At 62.8% G+C, this 20,754-nt stretch carries 21 protein-coding genes and 1 tRNA gene; 14 read left to right on the top strand and 8 right to left on the bottom strand.

Annotation, left to right across the window (positions count from 1 at the left end; translation table 11 throughout):
* Nucleotides 1-4: 4 nt before the first annotated feature.
* Nucleotides 5-571 (top strand): UbiX family flavin prenyltransferase, encoded by a 567-nt coding sequence (locus KAK11_RS08955; protein ID WP_210808425.1) that lies wholly within the window; start codon nucleotides 5-7, stop codon nucleotides 569-571.
* 10 nt (nucleotides 572-581) lie between these two features.
* On the opposite strand, the gene KAK11_RS08950 is transcribed toward KAK11_RS08955, so the two are convergent.
* Together KAK11_RS08950 and KAK11_RS08945 are read right to left on the bottom strand one after the other, a co-directional pair.
* A complete protein-coding gene (locus KAK11_RS08950; RefSeq protein ID WP_210808423.1) occupies nucleotides 582-1,220 on the bottom strand; it encodes a lytic transglycosylase domain-containing protein in 639 nt (212 codons plus the stop codon).
* A gap of 11 nt (nucleotides 1,221-1,231) precedes the next feature.
* Nucleotides 1,232-2,977, bottom strand: a complete 1,746-nt coding sequence (locus KAK11_RS08945; protein ID WP_210808421.1) for a proline--tRNA ligase — start codon at nucleotides 2,975-2,977, stop codon at nucleotides 1,232-1,234.
* Nucleotides 2,978-3,093: 116 nt separating this feature from the next.
* Here KAK11_RS08945 and KAK11_RS08940 point away from each other — a divergent pair, with 116 nt between their 5' ends.
* Nucleotides 3,094-3,687 (top strand): RNA pyrophosphohydrolase, encoded by a 594-nt coding sequence (locus tag KAK11_RS08940; RefSeq protein WP_210808971.1) that lies wholly within the window; start codon nucleotides 3,094-3,096, stop codon nucleotides 3,685-3,687.
* Here KAK11_RS08940 and proB read toward each other — a convergent pair.
* The 4 genes from proB to rplU form a co-directional block, all read right to left on the bottom strand.
* Complete coding sequence (proB, locus tag KAK11_RS08935; protein ID WP_210808419.1) at nucleotides 3,653-4,798, bottom strand: glutamate 5-kinase; 1,146 nt, start codon at nucleotides 4,796-4,798, stop codon at nucleotides 3,653-3,655. The genes KAK11_RS08940 and proB overlap by 35 nt on opposite strands.
* Before the next feature lie 7 nt (nucleotides 4,799-4,805).
* Nucleotides 4,806-5,903, bottom strand: a complete 1,098-nt coding sequence (cgtA, locus tag KAK11_RS08930; RefSeq protein ID WP_210808417.1) for an Obg family GTPase CgtA — start codon at nucleotides 5,901-5,903, stop codon at nucleotides 4,806-4,808.
* Nucleotides 5,904-5,993: 90 nt separating this feature from the next.
* Complete coding sequence (rpmA, locus tag KAK11_RS08925; protein ID WP_210808415.1) at nucleotides 5,994-6,251, bottom strand: 50S ribosomal protein L27; 258 nt, start codon at nucleotides 6,249-6,251, stop codon at nucleotides 5,994-5,996.
* Nucleotides 6,252-6,269: 18 nt separating this feature from the next.
* Nucleotides 6,270-6,581 carry a 50S ribosomal protein L21 gene (gene rplU, locus KAK11_RS08920; RefSeq protein ID WP_210808413.1) on the bottom strand — a complete coding sequence of 104 codons (312 nt, stop codon included), beginning with the start codon at nucleotides 6,579-6,581 and terminating at the stop codon, nucleotides 6,270-6,272.
* Between the two features lie 222 nt (nucleotides 6,582-6,803).
* Between rplU and KAK11_RS08915 the strand changes: the two genes are divergently transcribed.
* The 11 genes from KAK11_RS08915 (at nucleotide 6,804) to KAK11_RS08865 (ending at nucleotide 18,275) form a co-directional block, all read left to right on the top strand.
* Nucleotides 6,804-7,796 (top strand): polyprenyl synthetase family protein, encoded by a 993-nt coding sequence (locus tag KAK11_RS08915; RefSeq protein ID WP_210808411.1) that lies wholly within the window; start codon nucleotides 6,804-6,806, stop codon nucleotides 7,794-7,796.
* A 21-nt stretch (nucleotides 7,797-7,817) separates the two neighbouring features.
* Nucleotides 7,818-7,894: transfer RNA gene (locus KAK11_RS08910), tRNA-Pro, on the top strand.
* A gap of 196 nt (nucleotides 7,895-8,090) precedes the next feature.
* Nucleotides 8,091-9,809: a type IV-A pilus assembly ATPase PilB gene (gene pilB / locus KAK11_RS08905; RefSeq protein WP_210808409.1), complete on the top strand. Its 1,719-nt coding sequence runs from the start codon at nucleotides 8,091-8,093 to the stop codon at nucleotides 9,807-9,809.
* Nucleotides 9,810-9,865: 56 nt separating this feature from the next.
* Nucleotides 9,866-11,086 (top strand): type II secretion system F family protein, encoded by a 1,221-nt coding sequence (locus KAK11_RS08900; RefSeq protein WP_210808407.1) that lies wholly within the window; start codon nucleotides 9,866-9,868, stop codon nucleotides 11,084-11,086.
* A gap of 6 nt (nucleotides 11,087-11,092) precedes the next feature.
* Nucleotides 11,093-12,031: a prepilin peptidase gene (locus tag KAK11_RS08895; RefSeq protein WP_210808405.1), complete on the top strand. Its 939-nt coding sequence runs from the start codon at nucleotides 11,093-11,095 to the stop codon at nucleotides 12,029-12,031.
* Between the two features lie 7 nt (nucleotides 12,032-12,038).
* Complete coding sequence (gene coaE, locus KAK11_RS08890; protein ID WP_210808403.1) at nucleotides 12,039-12,656, top strand: dephospho-CoA kinase; 618 nt, start codon at nucleotides 12,039-12,041, stop codon at nucleotides 12,654-12,656.
* Nucleotides 12,657-12,711: 55 nt separating this feature from the next.
* Nucleotides 12,712-13,467: a cell division protein ZapD gene (zapD, locus tag KAK11_RS08885; RefSeq protein WP_210808401.1), complete on the top strand. Its 756-nt coding sequence runs from the start codon at nucleotides 12,712-12,714 to the stop codon at nucleotides 13,465-13,467.
* A 22-nt stretch (nucleotides 13,468-13,489) separates the two neighbouring features.
* Nucleotides 13,490-13,696: a DNA gyrase inhibitor YacG gene (locus KAK11_RS08880; RefSeq protein WP_210808399.1), complete on the top strand. Its 207-nt coding sequence runs from the start codon at nucleotides 13,490-13,492 to the stop codon at nucleotides 13,694-13,696.
* Nucleotides 13,697-13,910: 214 nt separating this feature from the next.
* On the top strand, nucleotides 13,911-14,201 hold the full coding sequence (groES, locus tag KAK11_RS08875; protein ID WP_210808397.1) for a co-chaperone GroES: 291 nt from the start codon (nucleotides 13,911-13,913) through the stop codon (nucleotides 14,199-14,201).
* A 107-nt stretch (nucleotides 14,202-14,308) separates the two neighbouring features.
* Nucleotides 14,309-15,952, top strand: a complete 1,644-nt coding sequence (gene groL, locus KAK11_RS08870) for a chaperonin GroEL (RefSeq protein ID WP_210808395.1) — start codon at nucleotides 14,309-14,311, stop codon at nucleotides 15,950-15,952.
* An 85-nt stretch (nucleotides 15,953-16,037) separates the two neighbouring features.
* Complete coding sequence (locus tag KAK11_RS08865; protein WP_210808394.1) at nucleotides 16,038-18,275, top strand: patatin-like phospholipase family protein; 2,238 nt, start codon at nucleotides 16,038-16,040, stop codon at nucleotides 18,273-18,275.
* A gap of 11 nt (nucleotides 18,276-18,286) precedes the next feature.
* On the opposite strand, the gene KAK11_RS08860 is transcribed toward KAK11_RS08865, so the two are convergent.
* Together KAK11_RS08860 and yihA are read right to left on the bottom strand one after the other, a co-directional pair.
* A complete protein-coding gene (locus KAK11_RS08860) occupies nucleotides 18,287-19,168 on the bottom strand; it encodes an alpha/beta fold hydrolase (protein WP_210808392.1) in 882 nt (293 codons plus the stop codon).
* A 71-nt stretch (nucleotides 19,169-19,239) separates the two neighbouring features.
* Nucleotides 19,240-19,968: a ribosome biogenesis GTP-binding protein YihA/YsxC gene (yihA, locus tag KAK11_RS08855; RefSeq protein ID WP_210808390.1), complete on the bottom strand. Its 729-nt coding sequence runs from the start codon at nucleotides 19,966-19,968 to the stop codon at nucleotides 19,240-19,242.
* Between the two features lie 115 nt (nucleotides 19,969-20,083).
* On the opposite strand from yihA, the gene KAK11_RS08850 reads away from it, so the two are divergent.
* Nucleotides 20,084-20,737 (top strand): c-type cytochrome, encoded by a 654-nt coding sequence (locus KAK11_RS08850; protein ID WP_210808388.1) that lies wholly within the window; start codon nucleotides 20,084-20,086, stop codon nucleotides 20,735-20,737.
* Nucleotides 20,738-20,754: the final 17 nt, after the last annotated feature.

The raw sequence follows: 20,754 nt of genomic DNA, 5'->3' as shown, positions 1-20,754 counted from the left end.
GGGCATGAGCGCGCCGCGCATCATCGTCGGCATCACGGGCGCCTCCGGCGCGCTCTATGGGGTTCAACTGCTGCAGCGCTTGCGCGAGCTGGGCGCCTACACGCATTTGGTCGCCACGCCTGCAGGCATCTTGAATGTGCACCATGAGTTGGGGCTGGATCGCGCGGGCCTCGAAGCCTTGGCCAGCGAGAGCCACTCTCCCGGTGACATTGGCGCCTGCATTGCCAGCGGCAGCCACCGCACCCAAGCCATGGTGGTGGCACCCTGCTCGATGAAGTCGCTGGCCGCCATCGCGCATGGCTTTGGCGACAACCTGCTGACCCGGGCCGCCGATGTCACGCTCAAAGAGCGCCGACGCTTGGTCTTGATGGTCCGCGAAACACCCTTCAACTTGGCGCACTTGCGCAATATGACGGCCGTCACCGAGATGGGCGGCGTGATCTTTCCGCCGCTGCCGGCCTTCTATCACCGGCCGCAGACGATTGAGGCCTTGGTGGCCGACACGGTCGAGCGAGTGATCGAGATGCTGGGCGTGGGCGAGGCTGCACCGCAGCGCTGGACCGGGCTCTAGGCCCCGCGCTTCAGGCCGGCGGCAGCCACAGCCGCCGCGAGGCCATCACGGCATTCGGGTATTCGGCCTTGCCTCGGCTGCCGTTGTAGCGGCCCAGGGTCATGAAGAGGTCGCCTTTTTCGCGGTCGAGATAGTGACGCAGGATCACGCAGCCAAAGCGCAAGTTGGTCTGCATGTGAAACAGCTTGGCCGGGTCACCGTCACCAATCAGCCGCGCCCAAAAAGGCATGACTTGCATATAGCCGCGCGCGCCCGCCACGCTGATGGCGTATTTGCGAAAACCGCTTTCCACTTGCACCAGGCCCAGCACCAGCGCGGGCTCCAGCCCGGCGCGCTTGCTTTCATACCAAAGCGTCTCCAAAAACTCCAAGCGGGTTTGAGTTTCTGATTTACGGCGCTTGAGGCGGTCGCTCATCGCGCCCAACCACTTCAGGTAGACCAAGCGATCTTCGACCCGGTCGAACTGGACTTTGGGCGGCGAGCCATCGGCCACGGCCGCGGCCAAGGCCCCACGCACCGAGTCGGCCAGCGGCTCTTCGGCCTGGCGCCCGGCCCGCACCGGTGTGGCGGCGCCCAAGGCCAACACGCCTCCGGCCGCACCCAACAGGCTGCGCCGGGGCAGGCCGATCGGAAGGACGTTGCCGGCCATGGCCATCAGGCTCAAGCGCTCAAGCGCGAGCGGACTTGGGCCACCACCTCGGTCAGGGCGACTTTGGAGGCTTCGGCGTCGCGACGACCTTGCACTTCCAACTGGCCTTCCTTGAGTCCGCGATCGGAGATGACCACGCGCAGCGGCACGCCAATCAATTCCCAGTCGGCAAACATGGCACCGGGGCGCTCACCGCGGTCGTCCAAGATGACATCGACGCCGGCGCCTTGCAGGTCAGCGTACAAGCGCTGCGCCGCAGCCTTGACCTCTTCAGAGCGATCCATGCCGATGGGGCACAAAGCCACCTCAAACGGTGCAATGCTGGCCGGCCAGATGATGCCGCGCGCGTCGTGGTTTTGCTCAATGGCGGCGCCCAAGATACGGGTCACGCCGATGCCGTAGCAGCCCATCTCCATCAAAGCAGGCTTTCCCGTTTCGTCCAAGAACGTGGCATTCATCGCCTTGGAGTACTTGGTGCCCAGGTAAAACACATGGCCGACTTCAATGCCGCGCTCAATGGCCAGCACACCTTGGCCATCCGGGGAAGGGTCGCCCTCCACCACATTGCGAATGTCAGCCACCATGTCGGGCTCGGGCAAGTCGCGGCCCCAGTTAGCACCGGTGAAGTGGTGGTCCCAAGCGTTGGCTCCGCAGACGAAGTCGCTCATCTGAGCAACCGTGCGGTCAGCGACGATCTTCACCGGCTTGAGCAGGCCAATGGGGCCGAGGTAGCCCGGCTTGCAGCCGAAGTGATCTTCGATCTCAGGCACGGTGGCAAAACGGAAGCCCGCCTTCAAGCCTTCGAGCTTGCCGACCTTGACCTCGTTCATGTCGTGGTCACCTCGCACCAACAACAGCCAGACGGTGGACTTGACGATGACCCCTTGGTCGTCGAGCTCATCCGTCGCCAGTACCAGGCTCTTGACCGTCTGCTTGAGGTCCAGGCCCAGGAAGGCGGCCACGTCGGCGCAAGTGCTCTTGCCGGGCGTTGGTGTCTTGGCCAAGGCCTGAGTCGCCGCAGCGCGCGGCGCGGCAGGCGCCACCGCTTCGGCCAATTCGATGTTGGCGGCGTAGTCGCTCGTGGGGCAATAAATGATCGCGTCCTCGCCGGTTTGGGCAATGACTTGGAACTCATGGCTGAGGTCACCGCCGATGGCGCCGGTGTCAGCAGCGACGGCGCGATAGGTCAAACCAAAGCGGTCGAAGATGCGCTTGTAGGCCGCAAACATGGCCTCGTAGCTTTTGGCGGCACTTGCAGGGTCGCGGTCGAAGGAATAGGCATCCTTCATGGTGAATTCGCGACCGCGCATCACGCCAAACCGGGGCCGGCGCTCGTCCCGGAACTTGGTCTGGATGTGATAGAAATTCTTGGGCAGTTGCTTGTAGCTGCGCAGCTCTTGGCGGGCCACGTCGGTCACCACCTCTTCGGAAGTGGGCTGGATGATGAAGTCGCGGCCGTGCCGGTCTTTCACGCGCATTAACTCCGGCCCCATCTTGTCAAAGCGTCCGGTTTCTTGCCAGAGCTCGGCCGGCTGCACCACCGGCATCAGCATCTCCACCGCACCGGCCCGGTTCATCTCGTCGCGGATGATGGCCTCGACCTTGCGGATGACCCGCAAACCCATGGGCATGTAGTTGTAGATGCCGGCGCCCAGGCGCTTGATCATGCCGGCCCGCATCATCAGCTTGTGGCTGACCACTTCGGCGTCGGCGGGGGCTTCCTTGAGGGTGGAGATGAAGAACTGGGAGGCTTTCATGGGCGCGGCTTTGGAAGGCAACTGAACAGCAGAGGCCCTGTTCGGGTAAGCGAGAGACTGCTCACCTGGGGCCCACGGTGCTATATTGGTTTCAGTTCAAAAATTGGGGTTTGATTATGCTCGACCGCGAAGGCTACCGGCCTAACGTCGGCATCATCCTGCTCAACTCGCGCAACCAGGTTTTCTGGGGTAAGCGCTTGCGTACCCACTCCTGGCAGTTCCCGCAAGGGGGCATCAAGTATGGCGAGTCGCCTGAGCAGGCGATGTTCCGCGAATTGCATGAAGAAGTGGGCTTGCACCCAGAGCACGTGCAAATCTTGGCGCGCACCCGCGACTGGCTGCGCTACAACGTGCCCGACCACTTCATCCGCAAGGATGCGCGTGGCCATTACAAAGGCCAAAAGCAAATCTGGTTCTTGCTGCGCTTGCTGGGGCGTGACAGCGACATGAACCTGCGCGCCACCAGCCATCCCGAGTTCGACGCTTGGCGTTGGAACGACTATTGGGTGCCGCTGGATGTGGTGATTGAGTTCAAGCGCGGCGTCTATGAAATGGCGCTCACAGAGCTGGCCCGCTATCTGCCGCGCCCGCACCACCACAACCGCTATTTGCGCAGCGGCATGCGCAGCGGTGAGCGGCGCGAGCCGCACGACGACCCCAAGCCGGTGGCTGAGCTCAGCCCTGAAGTGCAGGGGCCGCCGAGCCCGTGAGCACCAGGTTGTCGCGATGAATCAGCTCGGGCTCATTGGTGAAGCCCAGCAAGGCTTCAATCTGTGATGAAGCCTTGCGGGCAATGAGCCGCGCCTCGGTGCTGGCGTAGTTGGCCAGGCCCCGGGCAATCTCGACACCCGCGGCGGTACGCACGGCGATCACGTCGCCGCGATGGAAGTCTCCCTCCACGCCCACCACACCGATGGGCAGCAGGCTTTTTCCCTCATCCCTCAGCTTGATGGCCGCGCCGTCATCGACGGTGACCGCGCCACGCAGTTGCAGGTGGTCGGCCATCCACTGCTTGCGGGCCGCCAATTTGGCGGTGCCCGCCAAAAGAGCGGTGCCAATGGATTCACCCTGGGCCAGGCGCAGCAGCACATCCGGCTCGCGGCCCCAAGCAATGACGGTGCTGGCGCCGCTGCCGGCCGCGCGCTTGGCCGCCAAGATCTTGGTGATCATGCCGCCGGTGCCCACCCCGGACCCAGCGCCACCGGCCATTTGCTCCAGCACCGGGTCGCCAGCCTGCGCCACATCGATGAAGCGCGCATCGGGGTTCTTGCGGGGGTCTGCGCTGTAGAGGCCGCGCTGGTCGGTGAGAATGACCAACGCATCGGCTTCCACCAAATTGGCCACGAGTGCGCCCAAGGTGTCGTTGTCGCCGAACTTGATTTCGTCGTTGACGACCGTGTCGTTCTCGTTGATCACCGGAATGACATGCAGCCCCAGCAGGGTCAGCAAGGTGGAGCGGGCATTGAGATAGCGCTCGCGGTCGGCCAGGTCGGCGTGCGTGAGCAAGACTTGTGCGCTGCCAATGCCGTGCTCGGAGAGCTTGCTTTCGTACATCTGCACCAAGCCCATTTGGCCCACGGCTGCTGCGGCTTGCAACTCATGCAGCTCTTTGGGGCGGCTGGCCCAGCCCAGGCGCTTCATGCCTTCGGCAATGGCGCCGCTGGAGACCATGATGACTTCTTTGCCTTGGCGGGATAGCGCCGCCAACTGACGGCACCAGGTCCCAATGGCTTCGGCATCCACGCCCCGGCCTTCATTGGTGACCAGGCTGGAGCCCACCTTCACAACGATGCGGCGGGCATGCTTCAGGGCGTCAGTCATCCGGTGCTCACTGGTCTGCAGAGCGATCAAAGCGGGGGTCGAGGTCAACATCCGTGCGGTCGAAGCGCGGGTCCGGCTCAGGCGGCGGCGGCGTTTGCTCGGCGGCCACATGCGCCCAGATGGCATGAATCAAGGGCTGCAAGCCCTCGCGCGCCAGGGCCGAGATCTCGAACACCGGCCCCTTCCACTTGTAGCGCTTCACGAAATCCTTGATGCGCTTGACCCGCTCGTCCTCGGGCACCATGTCGAGCTTGTTCAGCACCAGCCAACGCGGCTTGCTGTGCAGCTCTTCGTCGTACTTTTTCAGCTCAGCGACGATGGCTTTGGCCTGAGCGACAGGGTCCACCGCGTCATCAAAGGGGGCCAAGTCCACGATGTGCAGCAACAAACGGGTGCGCTGCAGGTGACGCAAAAAGCGATGCCCCAAGCCAGCACCTTCTGAGGCGCCTTCGATCAAGCCCGGAATGTCGGCGACGACAAAGCTCTTTTCAGGGCCCACGCGCACCACGCCCAGGTTGGGATGCAGTGTGGTGAAGGGATAGTCGGCGATCTTGGGCCGCGCATTGGAGATGGCCGAGATCAAGGTGGACTTGCCGGCATTGGGCATGCCCAGCAAGCCCACGTCGGCCAGCACGCGCAACTCCAGCTTGACCTTGAAGGATTCGCCGGGCCAGCCCGGTGTGTGCTGGCGGGGCGCGCGGTTGGTGGCCGTCTTGTAGTGCAGGTTGCCAAAGCCGCCATCGCCGCCCTTGGCCAGCAAGGTCGGGGTTTCTGGGTCCAGCAACTCGGCCATGACGCGGCCGGTTTCCACGTCGGTGATGATGGTGCCCACCGGCATGCGCAAAATGATGTCGTCGGCAGCAGCACCGAAACAGTCTGCCCCGCGCCCAGGCTCTCCATTGCGCGCCTCGTGGCGGCGCGCATAGCGATAGTCGATCAGGGTATTGAGGTTGCGGTCTGCGACGGCATAGACACTGCCGCCACGCCCGCCATCCCCCCCGTCGGGGCCGCCGAACGGAATGAACTTTTCGCGGCGAAAGCTCGCGCAGCCCGCGCCGCCGTTGCCGGCAGCGATGTCGATGGTGGCTTCGTCAACGAATTTCATGATGTTCAGCGCCAAAAAGGAAAAGCCCCGGAGATGCCGGGGCTTTGAGCCGCCCCCGAGTTTGGGGAGCGAATCGAGACCTGCTGTGGATTACAGCGGGGTCACGATCACGGTGTGGCGATTCAACTCGCCTTGCACCTTGAAGGACACGGTGCCGTCCACCAATGCAAACAGCGTGTGGTCACGGCCCATGCCGACATTGGTGCCTGCATGGAACTTGGTGCCGCGCTGACGCACGATGATGGAACCAGCCGAGATGGCTTGGCCACCGAAGGCCTTCACACCCAGCATCTTTGGTTTGGAGTCGCGGCCGTTACGCGTTGAGCCGCCGCCCTTTTTCTGTGCCATGGATCAGTACTCCTTGGATCAGCCGTTGACCGCGCTGATTTCCAGCTCGGTGTAGTTCTGGCGATGACCGCCGTGCTTCTGGTAGTGCTTACGGCGACGCATCTTGAAGATACGAACCTTGTCATGACGACCATGCGCCACGATGGTGGCCTTCACGCTTGCACCGCTCACCAGGGGAGTCCCGACCTTCAGTTCAGCGCCGTTACCGACAGCCAACACCTGATCAATCACGATTTCCTGGCCAACGTCCGCAGCAATCTGTTCTACCTTGATCTTTTCGCCGGCTGCAACTTTGTATTGCTTGCCACCGGTTTTTATGACCGCGTACATATATGACCTCTCAAGAACAATGCTCTGAAACCTGTTTCCAGAGCCTCTTTAACTCGCACCTCCAAAGCCCACCACTCCCGGCAGGCCCATTACGGGCGAGCCAAAGATTCTAGCACGACCCAAAATGGTCCGCAAACTCCTGAAAAAGCGGGGCGTGAGCGCCTTGTGACAGGCTTCCTATAATCGCGCTCCTTGCCGCCTCCCCGCCCCACACCCTCCATCATGTCGTCCGCTACCCCTACCGCTACAGCCACTCCCCGCCAGCCAGACGCCATGGCCGCCGAGATGGCGAAGGTGGACGATGTCATCCGCGCTCGCTTGTCCTCCGACGTGGCGTTGATTGAGCAGATTTCACACTACATCATCGGCGCTGGCGGCAAGCGCATTCGCCCCCGCTTGGTCTTGCTGTTTGCACAGGCGCTGGGCTATGAGGGCGAGCATCAGTACGAGTTGGCGGCCATCGTGGAGTTCATCCATACCGCCACCTTGCTGCATGATGATGTCGTAGACGAATCCTCGCTGCGTCGTGGGCGCGAAACCGCCAATGCACTGTTCGGCAATGCGGCCTCCGTTTTGGTGGGCGACTTCCTTTATTCACGCGCTTTCCAGATGATGGTGTCGGTCAACCGCATGCGTGTGCTGGAAGTCTTGGCCGATGCCACGAATGTGATTGCTGAAGGCGAAGTGCTGCAACTGCTGAACATGCACGACCCCGATGTTGCGGTAGAGCAGTATTTGCGGGTGATTCGCTTCAAGACCGCCAAGCTGTTTGAAGCCAGCGCACGCTTGGGCGCCGTGATCGCCGATGCACCCCAGGAGGTCGAGGATGCCTGCGCGGCCTATGGCCGCTCACTGGGCACTGCTTTTCAGTTGGTCGATGACTTGCTGGACTACGAAGGCCACACCGAAGCCCTTGGCAAGAACGTGGGGGACGACCTGCGTGAAGGCAAGCCCACACTGCCGCTGCTGGTGGCCATGGAGCGTGGCGCACCGCAAGAGCGTCAACTCATTCGGCACGCTATCGAGCATGGTGAGGTGGAGCGCTTGGCGGAGATCGTGGAGATCGTTCGACGCACCGGTGCCCTCGAAGCCACACGAGACGCGGCCCGCTTGGAGGCTCAAGCCGCCAGTGAATTCATTTCCGCCCTGCCGCCCTCAGCAGCCCTGAAGGCTCTGCTAGAATTATCGGCTCGATCGATTGATCGCTCGTCTTGAGCGGCACAAACATCGATCGCACGGGGTGTAGCTTAGCCTGGTAGAGCGCTACGTTCGGGACGTAGAGGCCGGAGGTTCGAATCCTCTCACCCCGACCAGTCTGGAGTTTGATGACTGCAATGGTCAGTGGCGCTGCGCCCCGCTCCTCTGGTTTTCTCCACGCTCAAGTCTTGAGTTAAACGCCCTGTGTGCGCAGTCTGTCACTGCACAGGGGCACTCGTGTTTACAGGCCCGAGCGCATCGGCGATGATGCTCCATTGTGGAATTTTTGCGTGCTGAACGAGCTGCCCTGACGTGGATACGCTGAACGAACTCCCCTCCGCTGCCCTCTCTGGCGTTGCCCGAGTCTTGGTTCATGGCGGACGCCTCACGGCCAAAGCCGCAGAAGAGCTCACGCTGCAAGCCAAAGATCGCAAGGTCAGCTTTGTCGAGGCGCTCATCAGCTCCAACACCATGACGCCCGGCGTCCTGGCGCACTCTTTGGCTCACGCCTTGTCCGTGCCCTTGCTGGACCTGGACGCGATTGATGCCCAAAAAATCCCTCGCGGCTTTTTAGATGCCAAACTGATCGCGCAGTACAAAGTGCTGCCCTTGGGCAAACGCGGCAGCCGTCTGTTCTTGGCCTGCGCCGACCCCACCGATCAAGAGGCCAGTGAGCGCATCAAATTCGCCACCCAGCTCTCACCCGAGTGGATCCTGGTCGAGCATGACAAGCTGAGCATGCGGCTTCAAGAACAGAATGCCAGTGCGGCACAAGCGCTTGAAGCCATCTCAGCTGCTGATTTCGACTTCGAAGTCTCTGCCGAAGAAGAGGCCGCTCCCACCAATACGGAGGCGGTGGCCGAGGTCGAAGACGCGCCGGTGGTGCGCTTCCTGCAAAAAATGCTGGTCGACGCCATCAATATGCGGGCCTCGGACTTGCACTTTGAGCCCTACGAGTTCAATTACCGGGTCCGGTTCCGCGTTGACGGCGAACTTCGGGAAATCACCCAGCCGCCCATCGCCATCAAGGACAAGCTGGCCTCGCGCATCAAGGTCATTTCGCGGCTGGACATTTCTGAGAAGCGTGTGCCTCAAGACGGCCGGATGAAGCTGCGCTTCGGCACCAAGTCGATCGACTTCCGGGTCAGCACCTTGCCGACACTGTTCGGCGAGAAGATCGTGATCCGTATCTTGGATTCCTCCAGCGCTCGTCTGGGCATTGAAGCCCTGGGCTATGAACCCGCCGAGAAAGAGCGCCTGCTTCACGCCATCCGCAGGCCCTATGGCATGGTGCTGGTGACCGGCCCCACGGGTAGCGGCAAGACCGTGTCGCTCTATACCTGCTTGAACATCCTGAACCAGCCCGGCGTCAATATCTCCACCGTCGAAGACCCGGCTGAAATCAACTTGCCCGGCATCAATCAGGTCAACGTCAACGACAAGGCGGGCTTGAATTTCGCATCGGCCCTGAAGGCTTTCCTGCGGCAGGATCCAGACGTCATCATGGTGGGCGAAATTCGTGACCTGGAAACCGCTGACATTGCCATCAAGGCGGCGCAAACCGGGCATTTGGTGCTGTCCACCCTGCACACCAACGATGCCCCGTCGACGCTGAATCGCTTGTTGAACATGGGCGTAGCCCCCTTCAATATCGCCGCCAGTGTGCTGTTGATCACGGCTCAGCGCTTGGTGCGCAAGCTCTGCGAAAACTGCAAGACGCCCACTGAATACCCTCGTGAGGCTTTGCTCAAGGCGGGGTTTCGGGAAGATGAGTTGGATGGCACCTGGAAGCCGTACAAGGCCGTGGGTTGCTCGTCTTGCAACAATGGTTACAGAGGTCGGCTTGGGATTTACCAAGCCATGCCGATATCGGATGAGATAGAACGCCTGATCATCACGCAGGGCACCGTGGCTGAAATCGCAGCCCAAGCTCAGCGGGAAGGCGTTCGCGATCTGCGGCAATCTGGTTTGGTGAAGGTCGCGCTCGGGGCAACCACCCTGGAAGAAGTGATCTCTGCCACCAATGAATGAGATCCGCAGCACAGCTGCGAGTCAGTTAAATCACCGTGGGAGCGCTTGGAGGCTCAATGGCAACAGCAACAGCGGTTAAAGGCATCAAAGACTACATCTTTGAGTGGGAAGGTAAGGACCGCAACGGCAAGATTGTGCGGGGCGAGCAGCGTGCCGGCGGTGAAGCGGCCGTCACGGCCAGCTTGCGCCGGCAAGGCGTGCTGGTCACTAAGATTCGCAAGCGCCGCACCTCGGGTGGGCGCTCCATCAGCGCCAAAGACATCGCCATCTTTACCCGCCAGTTGGCCACCATGATGAAGGCCGGCGTGCCCCTGCTGCAGGCTTTTGACATCGTGGCCCGCGGCAGCGCCAACCCCCGGATGACGCGCTTGCTGACGGAGATTCGCTCGGAAGTCGAAACCGGCACCAGTTTGTCTGCGGCCTTCAGGCGCCATCCCAAGTACTTCGACACGCTCTACTGCAACTTGGTCGAGGCCGGTGAGGCAGGCGGCATCTTGGAAGAGTTGTTGAGCCGCCTGGCCATCTATCAAGAAAAGACTTTGGCCATCAAGCAAAAGGTCAAGTCCGCGCTGATGTACCCCACGGCCGTGTTGGTGGTGGCTTTCATCGTCGTGGTCGTGATCATGCTGTTTGTGGTGCCGGCGTTCGAGAGCGTATTCAGCAGCTTCGGCGCGCAATTGCCCACGCCCACCCTCATGGTCATCGCCATGAGCAAGTTCTTCGTCAACTACTGGTGGGCCATGCTGCTGGTGCTGGGCGGCGGCGGTTATATGTTCGTCCAAACCTGGCGCCGCTCAGAGCACATGCAGTTGGTGATGGACCGCTTCATGCTGAACATGCCCATCTTTGGCGACTTGGTGCGCAAGTCGGTGATCGCCCGCTGGACCCGCACCCTGTCCACCATGTTTGCGGCCGGCGTTCCCTTGGTCGAAGCCCTGGATTCAGTGGGCGGCACATCCGGCAATGTGGTGTATGCCAAAGCCACCGAGCAAATCCAACGTGATGTGGCAGCCGGTGGCGGTCTGACGCTGTCCATGAACGCAGCGGGCGTGTTCCCGAGCATGGTGCTGCAGATGGCCGGCATTGGCGAAGAATCCGGCGCCTTGGACGATATGCTGGGCCGCGCTGCCGAGTTCTACGAGGAAGAGGTCGACGAGATCGTCAAGGGCCTGTCCAGCTTGATGGAGCCCATCATCATCGTGTTCCTGGGCACCATCATTGGTGGCATCGTGGTCGCGATGTACCTGCCCATCTTCAAGCTCGGCCAAGTGGTTTAAGCAGCGATGTTCGACTTGACCGCCCTGCAGTGGCTGATCGCCCCCGTGCCACTGCTGGTGCTGGGCCTGTTGATTGGCAGCTTCTTGAATGTCGTCATCCACCGCATGCCCCTGATGCTGGAGCGTGGCTGGCTGGGCGACATTGGCGAGTTCCTGCAAGACCGCAAGACGCTGGGCCGCGTGCTGGGCGATGCATCTATGAAGCGTCTGGGGGACGCTGCGGGACAAGGCCAGCGCTTGGCCGCAGAGCTGGCTCAGCTACCGCCCCTGGGCCTGTCCAAGCCGCGTTCGCGCTGCCCGCATTGTGGGCACCAGATCGCGTGGCACGAGAACATTCCGCTCATCAGTTGGCTGCTGTTGAAGGGCCGCTGCTCGGAATGCAAAGCCCCCATTTCGGTGCGCTACCCGCTCATTGAGCTGCTCACCGGCCTGTTGTTTGCCGCCGTGGCTTGGCGCTTTGGTGCCAGCGCGGCCACCCTGGTGTATTGCACCGCCACCGCCGTGATGGTGGCAGCCGCCTTCATTGACCTGGACACCACGCTGCTGCCCGACAACCTCACCTTGCCCCTGATTGCATTGGGCGTGATCGCTGCCTGGCTGGGTTGGACCCGTGTGTCTTTGCCCGATGCAGCGCTGGGCGCCGTGTTTGGCTATTTGTCGCTGTGGTCGGTCTCCACCGTCTACGGCCTGATCAAAGGCCAAGTGGGCATGGCCGAAGGCGACTTCAAGCTCTTGGCCGGCTTAGGGGCCCTGTTGGGCTGGCAAGCCTTGCTGCCCATCATCCTGATGTCCTCGGTGGTGGGTGCGGCGATTGGCATCTTTTTGATTGTGGCCAAGGGTCATAACCGGGAAGTTCCCATCCCCTTCGGCCCCTACTTGGCAGGCGGTGGCATGGTCGTGATCTTGATGGGTCATCAGGCCGTGATGAGCCTCATCAACATTTGACGCCCAGATGCCGGCAGCCCTGCGCATAGGCCTGACGGGTGGCATCGGCAGTGGCAAAAGCACCGTTGCTGCGCTGCTGGCCGCCCGCGGTGCGCTGGTGGTGGACACCGACGCCATCGCCCGCAGCCTGACCGCCCCAGGCGGTGCGGCACTCCCGGCCATCGCTCAAGCCTTCGGGGCAGACGCGATCGGCGCCGATGGCGCGCTGGACCGCGCGAAAATGCGCGAGCGGGTGTTTGGCAACCCAGTGGCCCTCAAGCAGCTCGAAGCCATCTTGCACCCTCTCATCCAGTCGCAAGCGCAATCTCAAGCTGAGTCGGCGCGGGCGGGCCAAACCGTGGTGTTTGATGTGCCCCTCTTGGTCGAATCCGGCCACTGGCTGAGGCGAGTGGACAAGGTCTTGGTGGTGGATTGCAGCACTGAAGAGCAGGTGCGCCGCGTGATGGCCCGCAGCGGCTGGGCCGAGGCCGAGACGCTGCGGGTGATCGCCAAGCAAGCCAGCCGCCAAGAACGCGCTGCCGTGGCCGATGCGGTCATCCTTAACGACGGCATCAGCCTGTCAACCCTGGCGCAAGAGGTTGACGCTGTGTGGGATCGTTGGCATCCCCCTGATTCAGCCGATTGAAACCTCCGCGCTGTGGAACAATCCACGGTCACCGCACTTGGGTCTGGACATCATCTTGGTTCTCTACGAATACCCGTTCAACGAAGGCATCCGCACCATGCTGCGGCTCGAACACCTGTTCGGGCGCCTGGAGATGCTGGTGGCCCGGGAGGATGCGGTCGATCACCACTTTGCCCTGGTCACGCTGTTCGAGATCATGGATGTGGCCTCGCGGGCGGACCTGAAGTCCGACGTGCTCAAAGAGCTGGAACGCCACCGCAACCAGTTGCAGAGCTATCGCGGCCATCCGGGCGTGTCTGAGAAAGCCCTGGATGAAGTCATTGACCGCATCGACCAGACGCACGGCGCGCTCAACCAAGTTTCCGGCAAGGCGGGGCAAGCCCTGACCACCAACGAATGGCTGATGAGCATCCGCAGCCGCATCAGCATTCCGGCAGGCACCTGTGAGTTTGACTTGCCCGCCTACTTTGCTTGGCAGCAGCACCCAGCCGCGGCCCGGCGTGCCGACCTGGGCAAGTGGATTGCCTCGCTGGTGCCTTTGGCTCAAGCCTTGCAGTTGCTGCTGCGCCTGCTGCGCGATGCCGGCGTGCCCCACCGTGTGGTGGCCAAAGGCGGTCAGTATCAACAAAGCCTGCCCCAAGGCAAAACCTACCAGCTCTTGCGCGTTCGCATCGACCCGAATTGCGGCTTGGTGCCTGAGATCACCGGCCATCGCCTGATGGTCTCCGTGCGGCTGATGCGCCCCGATGCCGACGGCCGCTTGCGCCCCGCCACCGAAGAAACCGCCCTGGACTTGGCACTCTGCGCCTGACAGCGCCCTGGATGCCGCCTCGATGATGACTGCCCCCACGCCCGCGCCCGCCCTGACCAAAGCCATCGAAGTGGCCTGCCCCGGCTGCGGCGAGGCTACGTGGTACTCGGCCCAAAACCCCTACCGGCCGTTTTGCAGCGCCCGCTGCCAAGGCCACGACTTTGGCGCCTGGGCCAGTGAGCACTACCGCGTCAATGCTGCACCCACTGCGGCGCAAGACGAAGAGTAAGTAACCACTCTGGTTGCCCCTTAACGAGCCGGCCGACTTGGCCCCTCTTGAAACCCGCCACGCCGACCCTATAATGCTTGTTAGCACTCGATTGAGTGGAGTGCTAACAAGCATTCGTCACCGCCGCCAAGGTGGTGACACTCGAGGTGAAAGGGTGGCGTGCGACCGCAGGCTCGCCCTTTATGTCTGACCCTTATCCGTCTTAGGAGACGCAATGAAACTTCGTCCGTTGCATGATCGCGTGATCGTCAAGCGCCTGGAACAAGAAACCAAGACCGCTTCCGGCATCGTCATCCCCGACAACGCCGCAGAGAAGCCTGACCAGGGCGAAGTCCTGGCTGTGGGCCCCGGCAAGCGCAACGACAAGGGCGATTTCGTGGCCCTGAACATCAAGGTCGGTGACCGCGTGCTGTTCGGCAAGTACTCTGGCCAGACCGTCAAGGTCGACGGCGAAGAGCTGCTGGTCATGAAGGAAGACGACCTGTTTGCTGTGGTGGAAAAGTAAGTCGCCCTGCGACGACCTTTCGTCAAAGGCTGAGTCAGCACCGCTGACGACCCCGCCCGAGACAACAGCAAACTTCACTTTGAACCCCTGAATTCGGAGAAATCAACATGGCAGCAAAAGACGTCATCTTTGGCGCAGACGCCCGTCACCGCATGGTCGAAGGCGTGAACATTCTGGCCAACGCCGTCAAGGTCACCCTGGGCCCCAAGGGTCGCAACGTGGTGCTCGAGCGCTCCTTCGGCGCCCCCACCGTGACCAAGGACGGTGTGTCCGTGGCCAAGGAAATCGAGCTGAAAGACAAGCTCCAGAACATGGGCGCACAGATGGTCAAGGAAGTCGCTTCCAAGACCTCTGACAACGCTGGCGACGGCACCACCACCGCCACCGTGCTGGCACAAGCCATCGTGCGCGAAGGCATGAAGTACGTGGCCGCCGGCATGAACCCGATGGACCTGAAGCGCGGCATCGACAAGGCAGTCACCGCCTTGGTGGCTGAGCTGAAGAAGGCCTCCAAGGCCACCACCACCTCCAAGGAAATCGCGCAAGTCGGCACCATCTCTGCCAACAGCGACGACTCCATCGGCGAAATCATCGCATCCGCGATGGACAAGGTGGGCAAGGAAGGCGTCATCACCGTTGAAGACGGCAAGAGCCTGAACAACGAGTTGGACGTCGTCGAAGGCATGCAGTTCGACCGCGGCTACCTGTCGCCCTACTTCATCAACAACCAAGAAAAGCAATCCGCGATTCTGGACAACCCCTTCGTGCTGCTGTACGACAAGAAGGTGTCCAACATCCGTGACCTGCTGCCCACGCTGGAAGCTGTCGCCAAGGCTGGCCGTCCGCTGCTGATCATCGCTGAAGAAGTCGAAGGCGAAGCGCTGGCGACCCTGGTGGTCAACACCATCCGTGGCATCCTGAAGGTTGTGGCTGTGAAGGCCCCAGGCTTCGGCGACCGCCGCAAGGCCATGCTGGAAGACATCGCCATCCTGACCGGTGGCAAGGTCATCGCTGAAGAAGTCGGCCTGAGCCTCGAGAAGGTCACCCTGGCCGATCTGGGCCAAGCCAAGCGCGTCGAAGTGGGCAAGGAAAACACCACCATCATCGACGGTGCGGGTGCTGCTGCCGACATCGAAGCCCGCGTCAAGCAAATCCGCGTGCAAATCGAAGAAGCCACCTCTGACTACGACCGCGAAAAGCTGCAAGAGCGCGTGGCCAAGTTGGCTGGCGGTGTGGCCGTCATCAAGGTCGGTGCTGCCACCGAAGTCGAGATGAAGGAAAAGAAGGCCCGCGTGGAAGACGCCCTGCACGCGACCCGCGCTGCCGTGGAAGAAGGCATCGTGGCTGGTGGTGGCGTGGCGCTGCTGCGCGCTCGCCAAGCGGCTGGCGACATCAAGGGTGACAACGCTGACCAAGACGCCGGCATCAAGCTGGTGTTGAAAGCCATCGAAGCCCCCCTGCGCGAAATCGTGGCCAACGCCGGTGGCGAGCCTTCGGTGGTGGTCAACGCCATCCTGGCTGGCAAGGGCAACTACGGCTTCAATGCGGCCAACGACACCTACGGCGACATGATCGAAATGGGCATCCTGGACCCGACCAAGGTGACCCGTACCGCGCTGCAAAACGCTGCCTCGGTGTCCAGCCTGATGCTGACGACCGAGTGCATGGTTGCCGAAGCCCCCAAGGATGACGCACCGGCCATGCCCGGCGGCGGCATGGGTGGCATGGGCGGCATGGGCATGGACATGTAATTGCTCCGGCCCAGGCTTCACAGCCAACAGCCAAAAGCCACCTTCGGGTGGCTTTTTTTCGTCTCCGCCTGGGACAATGCAGCGCATGCTCACGAGACTGATTTCTCTGTTAGCCGGCTTGGTGCTGGCCCTGCCCCCGCTCTATGCGGCTGACGTGGCCGCCACGCCCCAAGCCCATACCCGGCCACGCATCGGCTTGGTCCTGTCCGGCGGCGGCGCCCGAGGCTTTGCCCACATCGGCGTGCTCAAAGCCTTGGAGCGCCAAGGCATCGTCATCGACGCCATTGCCGGCACCTCCATGGGCGCCATCGTCGGCGGGCTCTACGCCAGCGGCATGACGGCCGAGGAGATCGAGCGCGAGTTGCTCTGGGTGAACTGGAACCTGCTGTTCGCCCCCCGCGTCAGCCGGCAGCAGTTATCACAGCGCCGCAAAGAAGAAGACTTCGAGATCGCCACGGCCGTAGAGCTGGGCTTTCGCGACGGCGAATTTCGAGCCCCCCAGGGCACCGTCTCCAGCCGTGGCCTGGAAACTCTGCTGCGGCGCTACACCTTGCCCGTTCGCGATGTGCAAAGTTTTGACCAATTGCCCATCCGCTACCGGGCCGTGGCCACCGACATGGAAACGGGCGACACCGTGATCCTCGACAAGGGGGACCTCGCCACCGCCATGCGCTCCAGCATGAGTGTGCCGGGCGTGTTCCCGCCCATCGAGGTCGACGGACGCGTTTTGGGCGATGGGGGCTTGGTCAACAACCTGCCTGTCGATGTGGTGCGTGCGATGGGCGTGGATGTGGTCATTGCCGTCAACATCGGCACCCCCCTGTCAGGCCGCGAGACTTTGAATTCCGTCATCGGGCTGACCGCGCAAATGGTCAACATCCTGACCGAGCAAAACGTCAAACGCAGCCTGGCAAGCTTGGGCCCGCAGGACCTTTTGATCGCACCAGCCCTGGGCCGATTGACCGCGGCCGATTTCGACCGCACCAAGGACTTCATTGCCGTGGGCGAGCAAGGCGCACAAGCTCACCAAGCTCGGCTGGCTGCTCTGGGGCACCCTGCCGCACAGTACGCGCAATGGCGTCAGGCGCGCAAAGTCCCCGAGCCTCCGCCTGTGGTCCTGGACTTCGTCGCCTTTGAAGGCACCGAGCTGACCAACCCGGCGCGCTTCGCCAACCAAATGCAGTCCCGCCCCGGCGAGTTGTTTGACCCCGCTGCGGCCGCCCGTGATGTCCGAGCCCTGGCTGCCACGGGCGACTACGTGCGCGTGGACTACCACTTGGCGCACACCCAAGATGGCCATGGCCTGGTGCTGGACATGGAAGACAAGCACTGGGGGCCCAACTACCTGCGGGTCGGCCTGGACTTGTCCACCGACTTCAGCGGCCGCAGCGCCTTCAACATCAAATTGAGCCACAACCGTCACTGGCTCACCGCCAACGGCACCGAGTGGCGCAACCGCGTGCAGATCGGCGAGACGCCACAACTCTTCAGCGAGATCTACCACCCGCTGACCCGCACCATGGGCACCACCAATGATTGGTTTGTGGCAGGGCATGTCTTGGGCGAGCGGCGCTTGCAAACCTTGTTTGATGCCCAAGGCATCGAGTCCAGTGAGTGGCGCCGCAGCAGCGGGCGCGTGGGCCTGGACCTGGGCCAGCCCTGGGGCAGCTTCGGCGAGTTCCGCCTGGGCCTGCTGCTGCAAGGCGGACACAACAGCCCCCTGCTGCTGGGCGCCAATTTCAATGGTCAAGCCAAAAGTGACAATTGGCGAGAAGCTGGCCTGCGGCTGCGCGCCGTGGTTGACCAACTCGACTTCGCCAATTTTCCGCAGAGCGGCTATCGGCTGGAAGGCGAAGCCGTGTTGGGCCGCCGCACCACCGAGCAAAGCAGCCGGATGGCCCGGCTAGAAGGCCAAGCCACGCTGGCTTGGACGCGTGGCGCCCACACGCTCAACCTGCATGGCGTCGTCAAGGCGGCGGATGCGCAATCCGACAACTTGGTCGGCCCCTACACCTTGGGCGGCTTCCAACAGCTCTCAGGCTATCGGCCCGGCCAGGTGGCGGGCAATGCGCTGCTGCTGGGCCGCCTGGGTTGGTACATGCGCGTGGCCCAACCGCCCATCTTTGCCCGGGCTTTGTTCGTCGGTGCTTCGGCCGAGTTGGGCCAAGCCTGGGCCAGCCGGCGTGACATGAAGCTCTCCGGCCTGCGTGGCGGCGGCAGTTTCTACCTGGGGGCAGACACCGGCATCGGCCCCATGTACCTGGGCCTGACTTGGGCGCCTGACGGCGAGCCAGGGCTCGCCTTGTTCATCGGCCGTCCCTGAGCTCAGCCCGCTCAGTCGAGAAGGGCAGCGATCTCCGCCACGATCAACTCGGGCTGCTCATGAATGACCCAGTGACTCGCACCTGGCACTCGGCGCAGGGAGAGTTGCGGCACAAAGCGCTCCAGGCCTTGCAGCAGGCCGACCGGCAAGGCTGCATCGGCCTCGCCCCAGACCACACGCGTGGGGCAACGCACCGTGACGGCTTCGTCAGGCAACTCGACCTTCCAGATCGCATCGTGCTCCGATAAAGGCGGCCTCAAGGGCGAGGCGCGATACCAGTTCAGCGAAGTCTCCAGGCTCTGCGCCCACACCGCCCGGTACTGCTGGCGCAGCGCAGGGGTGAGCCAATCGCTGCAAGAAGGGCTCATGCCTTCGAAGAAATCCCACAAGCCCCGATAGTCATCGGCGGCCAGACGAGCGGCCATGCCCGGCTCACACAGCCGGTTCATATAGGCGCTGGCGGCTTGCTGCTGCGGGTCGTGCTTCAGGGCCTGCAAGAAGACACCCGGATGCGGCGAATTGATGATCAGGAGACGCTTCAACAGGTCGGGCCGCTGCGCTGCCAGGTTCCAGGCCAAAGCGCCACCCCAGTCATGGGCCACCAGCAGGTCCAAGGGCGCGCCCATGGCCTCGATCAGTGCCACCACATCAGCCACCAAAGCCCGCGGGCGATAGGCCGCCACCTCGGGCGGCGCGCTGGCGTCGGCAAAGCCCCGCAAGTTCGGCGCCCAGGTCTGAGCTCGGCCCGCCAAACGCTGCTGAACGGGCTGCCAGATGAAACCAGCCTCTGGGAAGCCATGCAAAAGCAGCACGCGGGGCAGGCCTGCTGCGCCCGCCTGATGGCAGCTCAGCGTGATGCCATGGGGCAATGCCACAGGCTGGGTGCGGATCATGCCAAGCTCCTCCTGTTCACCACGCGCATTGGCGCCGCCGAAGTATCAGCCGCCCCACTGGCCGCCTGATGTCAAGTCGGGGACACGGGGTCCGACGCGGGCGCCTCGGGGGCCGCGGCTGGCGGGTGCGTCCAGTCGTACAGCGTGGTGGCCATATCGTCCAAGCCAATGCGCTTGGGGGCCGAGAACAACAGCATGCTCACGTCCGCCGCCTCGGTGGTCAGCTCGCCCAAGACCGCTGAAGCCGCGTCCAAAGACGCCTGCTGCTCCTTGCGGTTGAGCTTGTCGGCCTTGGTCAGTGCCACCAGCAGCTTGACCTCGCCATTGGCCACGCGCGGCGCCACAAACTCCAGCAACTGGCGGTCCAGCGGTGTGAAGCCCAAACGGCTGTCCACCAGCAACACCACGCCCCCCAGATTGCGGCGGATCAGCAAGTAGTCGGCCATCACCTGCTGCCACCGCAGCTTGGCATTGCGCTCCACCGTGGCATAGCCGTAGCCCGGCAAGTCCGCCAAATAGGCATCGGGCTCGTCTTTAGGCCCCAAGGCAAACAGGTTGATGTGCTGGGTGCGCCCGGGCGTCTTGGAGGCAAACGCCAATTGCCGACGCTGCGCCAAAGCATTGATGGCGGTGGATTTACCGGCGTTGCTGCGGCCCACAAAGGCGATCTCCACCAGGTCGCCCTGGGGGAGTTGGTCCAGCTTGCTGGCCGTGGTGAGGAAGCGGGCGTTGTGCGCCCAAGCGAGGGCTGTGCGGGCGTCTTGCGACACGGCAGCAGCATTGCGAGAAGATTCGGCCATGGAGCATTGTAAAATCTGTCGGTTAAGCGAAATGCAGGGCCGTCCGTCTATTTGCAGATGGCCCCACCCAACCCGCGCTGTTTCACGCATCAACCTACGCTGAAGGCCCTTCGAGATGACGTCTCCTGCCACCCGCGCACCCCGCTTCCTGATCGGCGCAAGCACCGTCGCTTTGCTCGCCAGCCTGACTCTTTCCCAGGCCTTCGCGGCTGACGCCAAAGCGCCCGCCAAGCCAGATCTGGCCCGTGGCCAAGAGATTTCGACCCAAGTGTGTGCCGCCTGCCACACGGCCGATGGCTCGCGCGGCAGCCCCGCCAACCCGATCCTGGCTGGCCAGCATGCGGACTACCTGACCAAGCAATTGCTGGAGTTCAAGTCGGGCAAGCGCGCCAACCCCGTGATGAGTGGCATGGTCGCCCCGCTGACAGAAGCCGACATGAAAAACGTCGCCGCCTTCTATGCCAGCAAGACCGCCAAGCCCGGTGCGGCCAAGAACAAGGACACCGTCTTGTTGGGCGAAAAGATCTACCGCGCCGGCATCGCCGCCAAGCAAGTGCCGGCCTGCGCGGGCTGCCACAGCCCCAATGGCGCTGGCATTCCGGCCCAGTACCCCCGCCTCAGCGGCCAGCACGGCGACTACGTGGAAGCGCAAATGGTGGCCTTCCGTCAGGGCACGCGCAATAACAGCGTGCAAATGACCGCCATCGCCGCCAAGATGAGCGACAAAGAAATCAAGGCCGTCTCCGACTACATCGCCGGCCTGCGCTGACCCCAGCGCCCCGCCCG

The organism is Ideonella paludis, assembly GCF_018069865.1.
Classification (GTDB): domain Bacteria; phylum Pseudomonadota; class Gammaproteobacteria; order Burkholderiales; family Burkholderiaceae_C; genus Ideonella; species Ideonella paludis.
This window is presented reverse-complemented; position numbering and strand designations above follow the sequence as displayed.

What these genes read in the sequence shown, in the direction of transcription:
- KAK11_RS08915 (WP_210808411.1), top strand. Translation starts at nt 6,804, where the DNA reads ATGTCGTCCGCTACCCCTACCGCTACAGCCACTCCCCGCCAGCCAGAC.
- proB (WP_210808419.1), bottom strand. Translation starts at nt 4,798, where the DNA reads ATGACTGACGCCCTGAAGCATGCCCGCCGCATCGTTGTGAAGGTGGGC.
- KAK11_RS08865 (WP_210808394.1), top strand. Translation starts at nt 16,038, where the DNA reads ATGCTCACGAGACTGATTTCTCTGTTAGCCGGCTTGGTGCTGGCCCTG.
- KAK11_RS08895 (WP_210808405.1), top strand. Translation starts at nt 11,093, where the DNA reads ATGTTCGACTTGACCGCCCTGCAGTGGCTGATCGCCCCCGTGCCACTG.
- cgtA (WP_210808417.1), bottom strand. Translation starts at nt 5,903, where the DNA reads ATGAAATTCGTTGACGAAGCCACCATCGACATCGCTGCCGGCAACGGC.
- yihA (WP_210808390.1), bottom strand. Translation starts at nt 19,968, where the DNA reads ATGGCCGAATCTTCTCGCAATGCTGCTGCCGTGTCGCAAGACGCCCGC.
- rplU (WP_210808413.1), bottom strand. Translation starts at nt 6,581, where the DNA reads ATGTACGCGGTCATAAAAACCGGTGGCAAGCAATACAAAGTTGCAGCC.
- KAK11_RS08940 (WP_210808971.1), top strand. Translation starts at nt 3,094, where the DNA reads ATGCTCGACCGCGAAGGCTACCGGCCTAACGTCGGCATCATCCTGCTC.
- KAK11_RS08850 (WP_210808388.1), top strand. Translation starts at nt 20,084, where the DNA reads ATGACGTCTCCTGCCACCCGCGCACCCCGCTTCCTGATCGGCGCAAGC.
- KAK11_RS08945 (WP_210808421.1), bottom strand. Translation starts at nt 2,977, where the DNA reads ATGAAAGCCTCCCAGTTCTTCATCTCCACCCTCAAGGAAGCCCCCGCC.
- rpmA (WP_210808415.1), bottom strand. Translation starts at nt 6,251, where the DNA reads ATGGCACAGAAAAAGGGCGGCGGCTCAACGCGTAACGGCCGCGACTCC.
- KAK11_RS08955 (WP_210808425.1), top strand. Translation starts at nt 5, where the DNA reads ATGAGCGCGCCGCGCATCATCGTCGGCATCACGGGCGCCTCCGGCGCG.
- KAK11_RS08860 (WP_210808392.1), bottom strand. Translation starts at nt 19,168, where the DNA reads ATGATCCGCACCCAGCCTGTGGCATTGCCCCATGGCATCACGCTGAGC.
- groES (WP_210808397.1), top strand. Translation starts at nt 13,911, where the DNA reads ATGAAACTTCGTCCGTTGCATGATCGCGTGATCGTCAAGCGCCTGGAA.
- KAK11_RS08900 (WP_210808407.1), top strand. Translation starts at nt 9,866, where the DNA reads ATGGCAACAGCAACAGCGGTTAAAGGCATCAAAGACTACATCTTTGAG.
- KAK11_RS08950 (WP_210808423.1), bottom strand. Translation starts at nt 1,220, where the DNA reads ATGGCCGGCAACGTCCTTCCGATCGGCCTGCCCCGGCGCAGCCTGTTG.
- coaE (WP_210808403.1), top strand. Translation starts at nt 12,039, where the DNA reads ATGCCGGCAGCCCTGCGCATAGGCCTGACGGGTGGCATCGGCAGTGGC.
- groL (WP_210808395.1), top strand. Translation starts at nt 14,309, where the DNA reads ATGGCAGCAAAAGACGTCATCTTTGGCGCAGACGCCCGTCACCGCATG.
- KAK11_RS08880 (WP_210808399.1), top strand. Translation starts at nt 13,490, where the DNA reads ATGATGACTGCCCCCACGCCCGCGCCCGCCCTGACCAAAGCCATCGAA.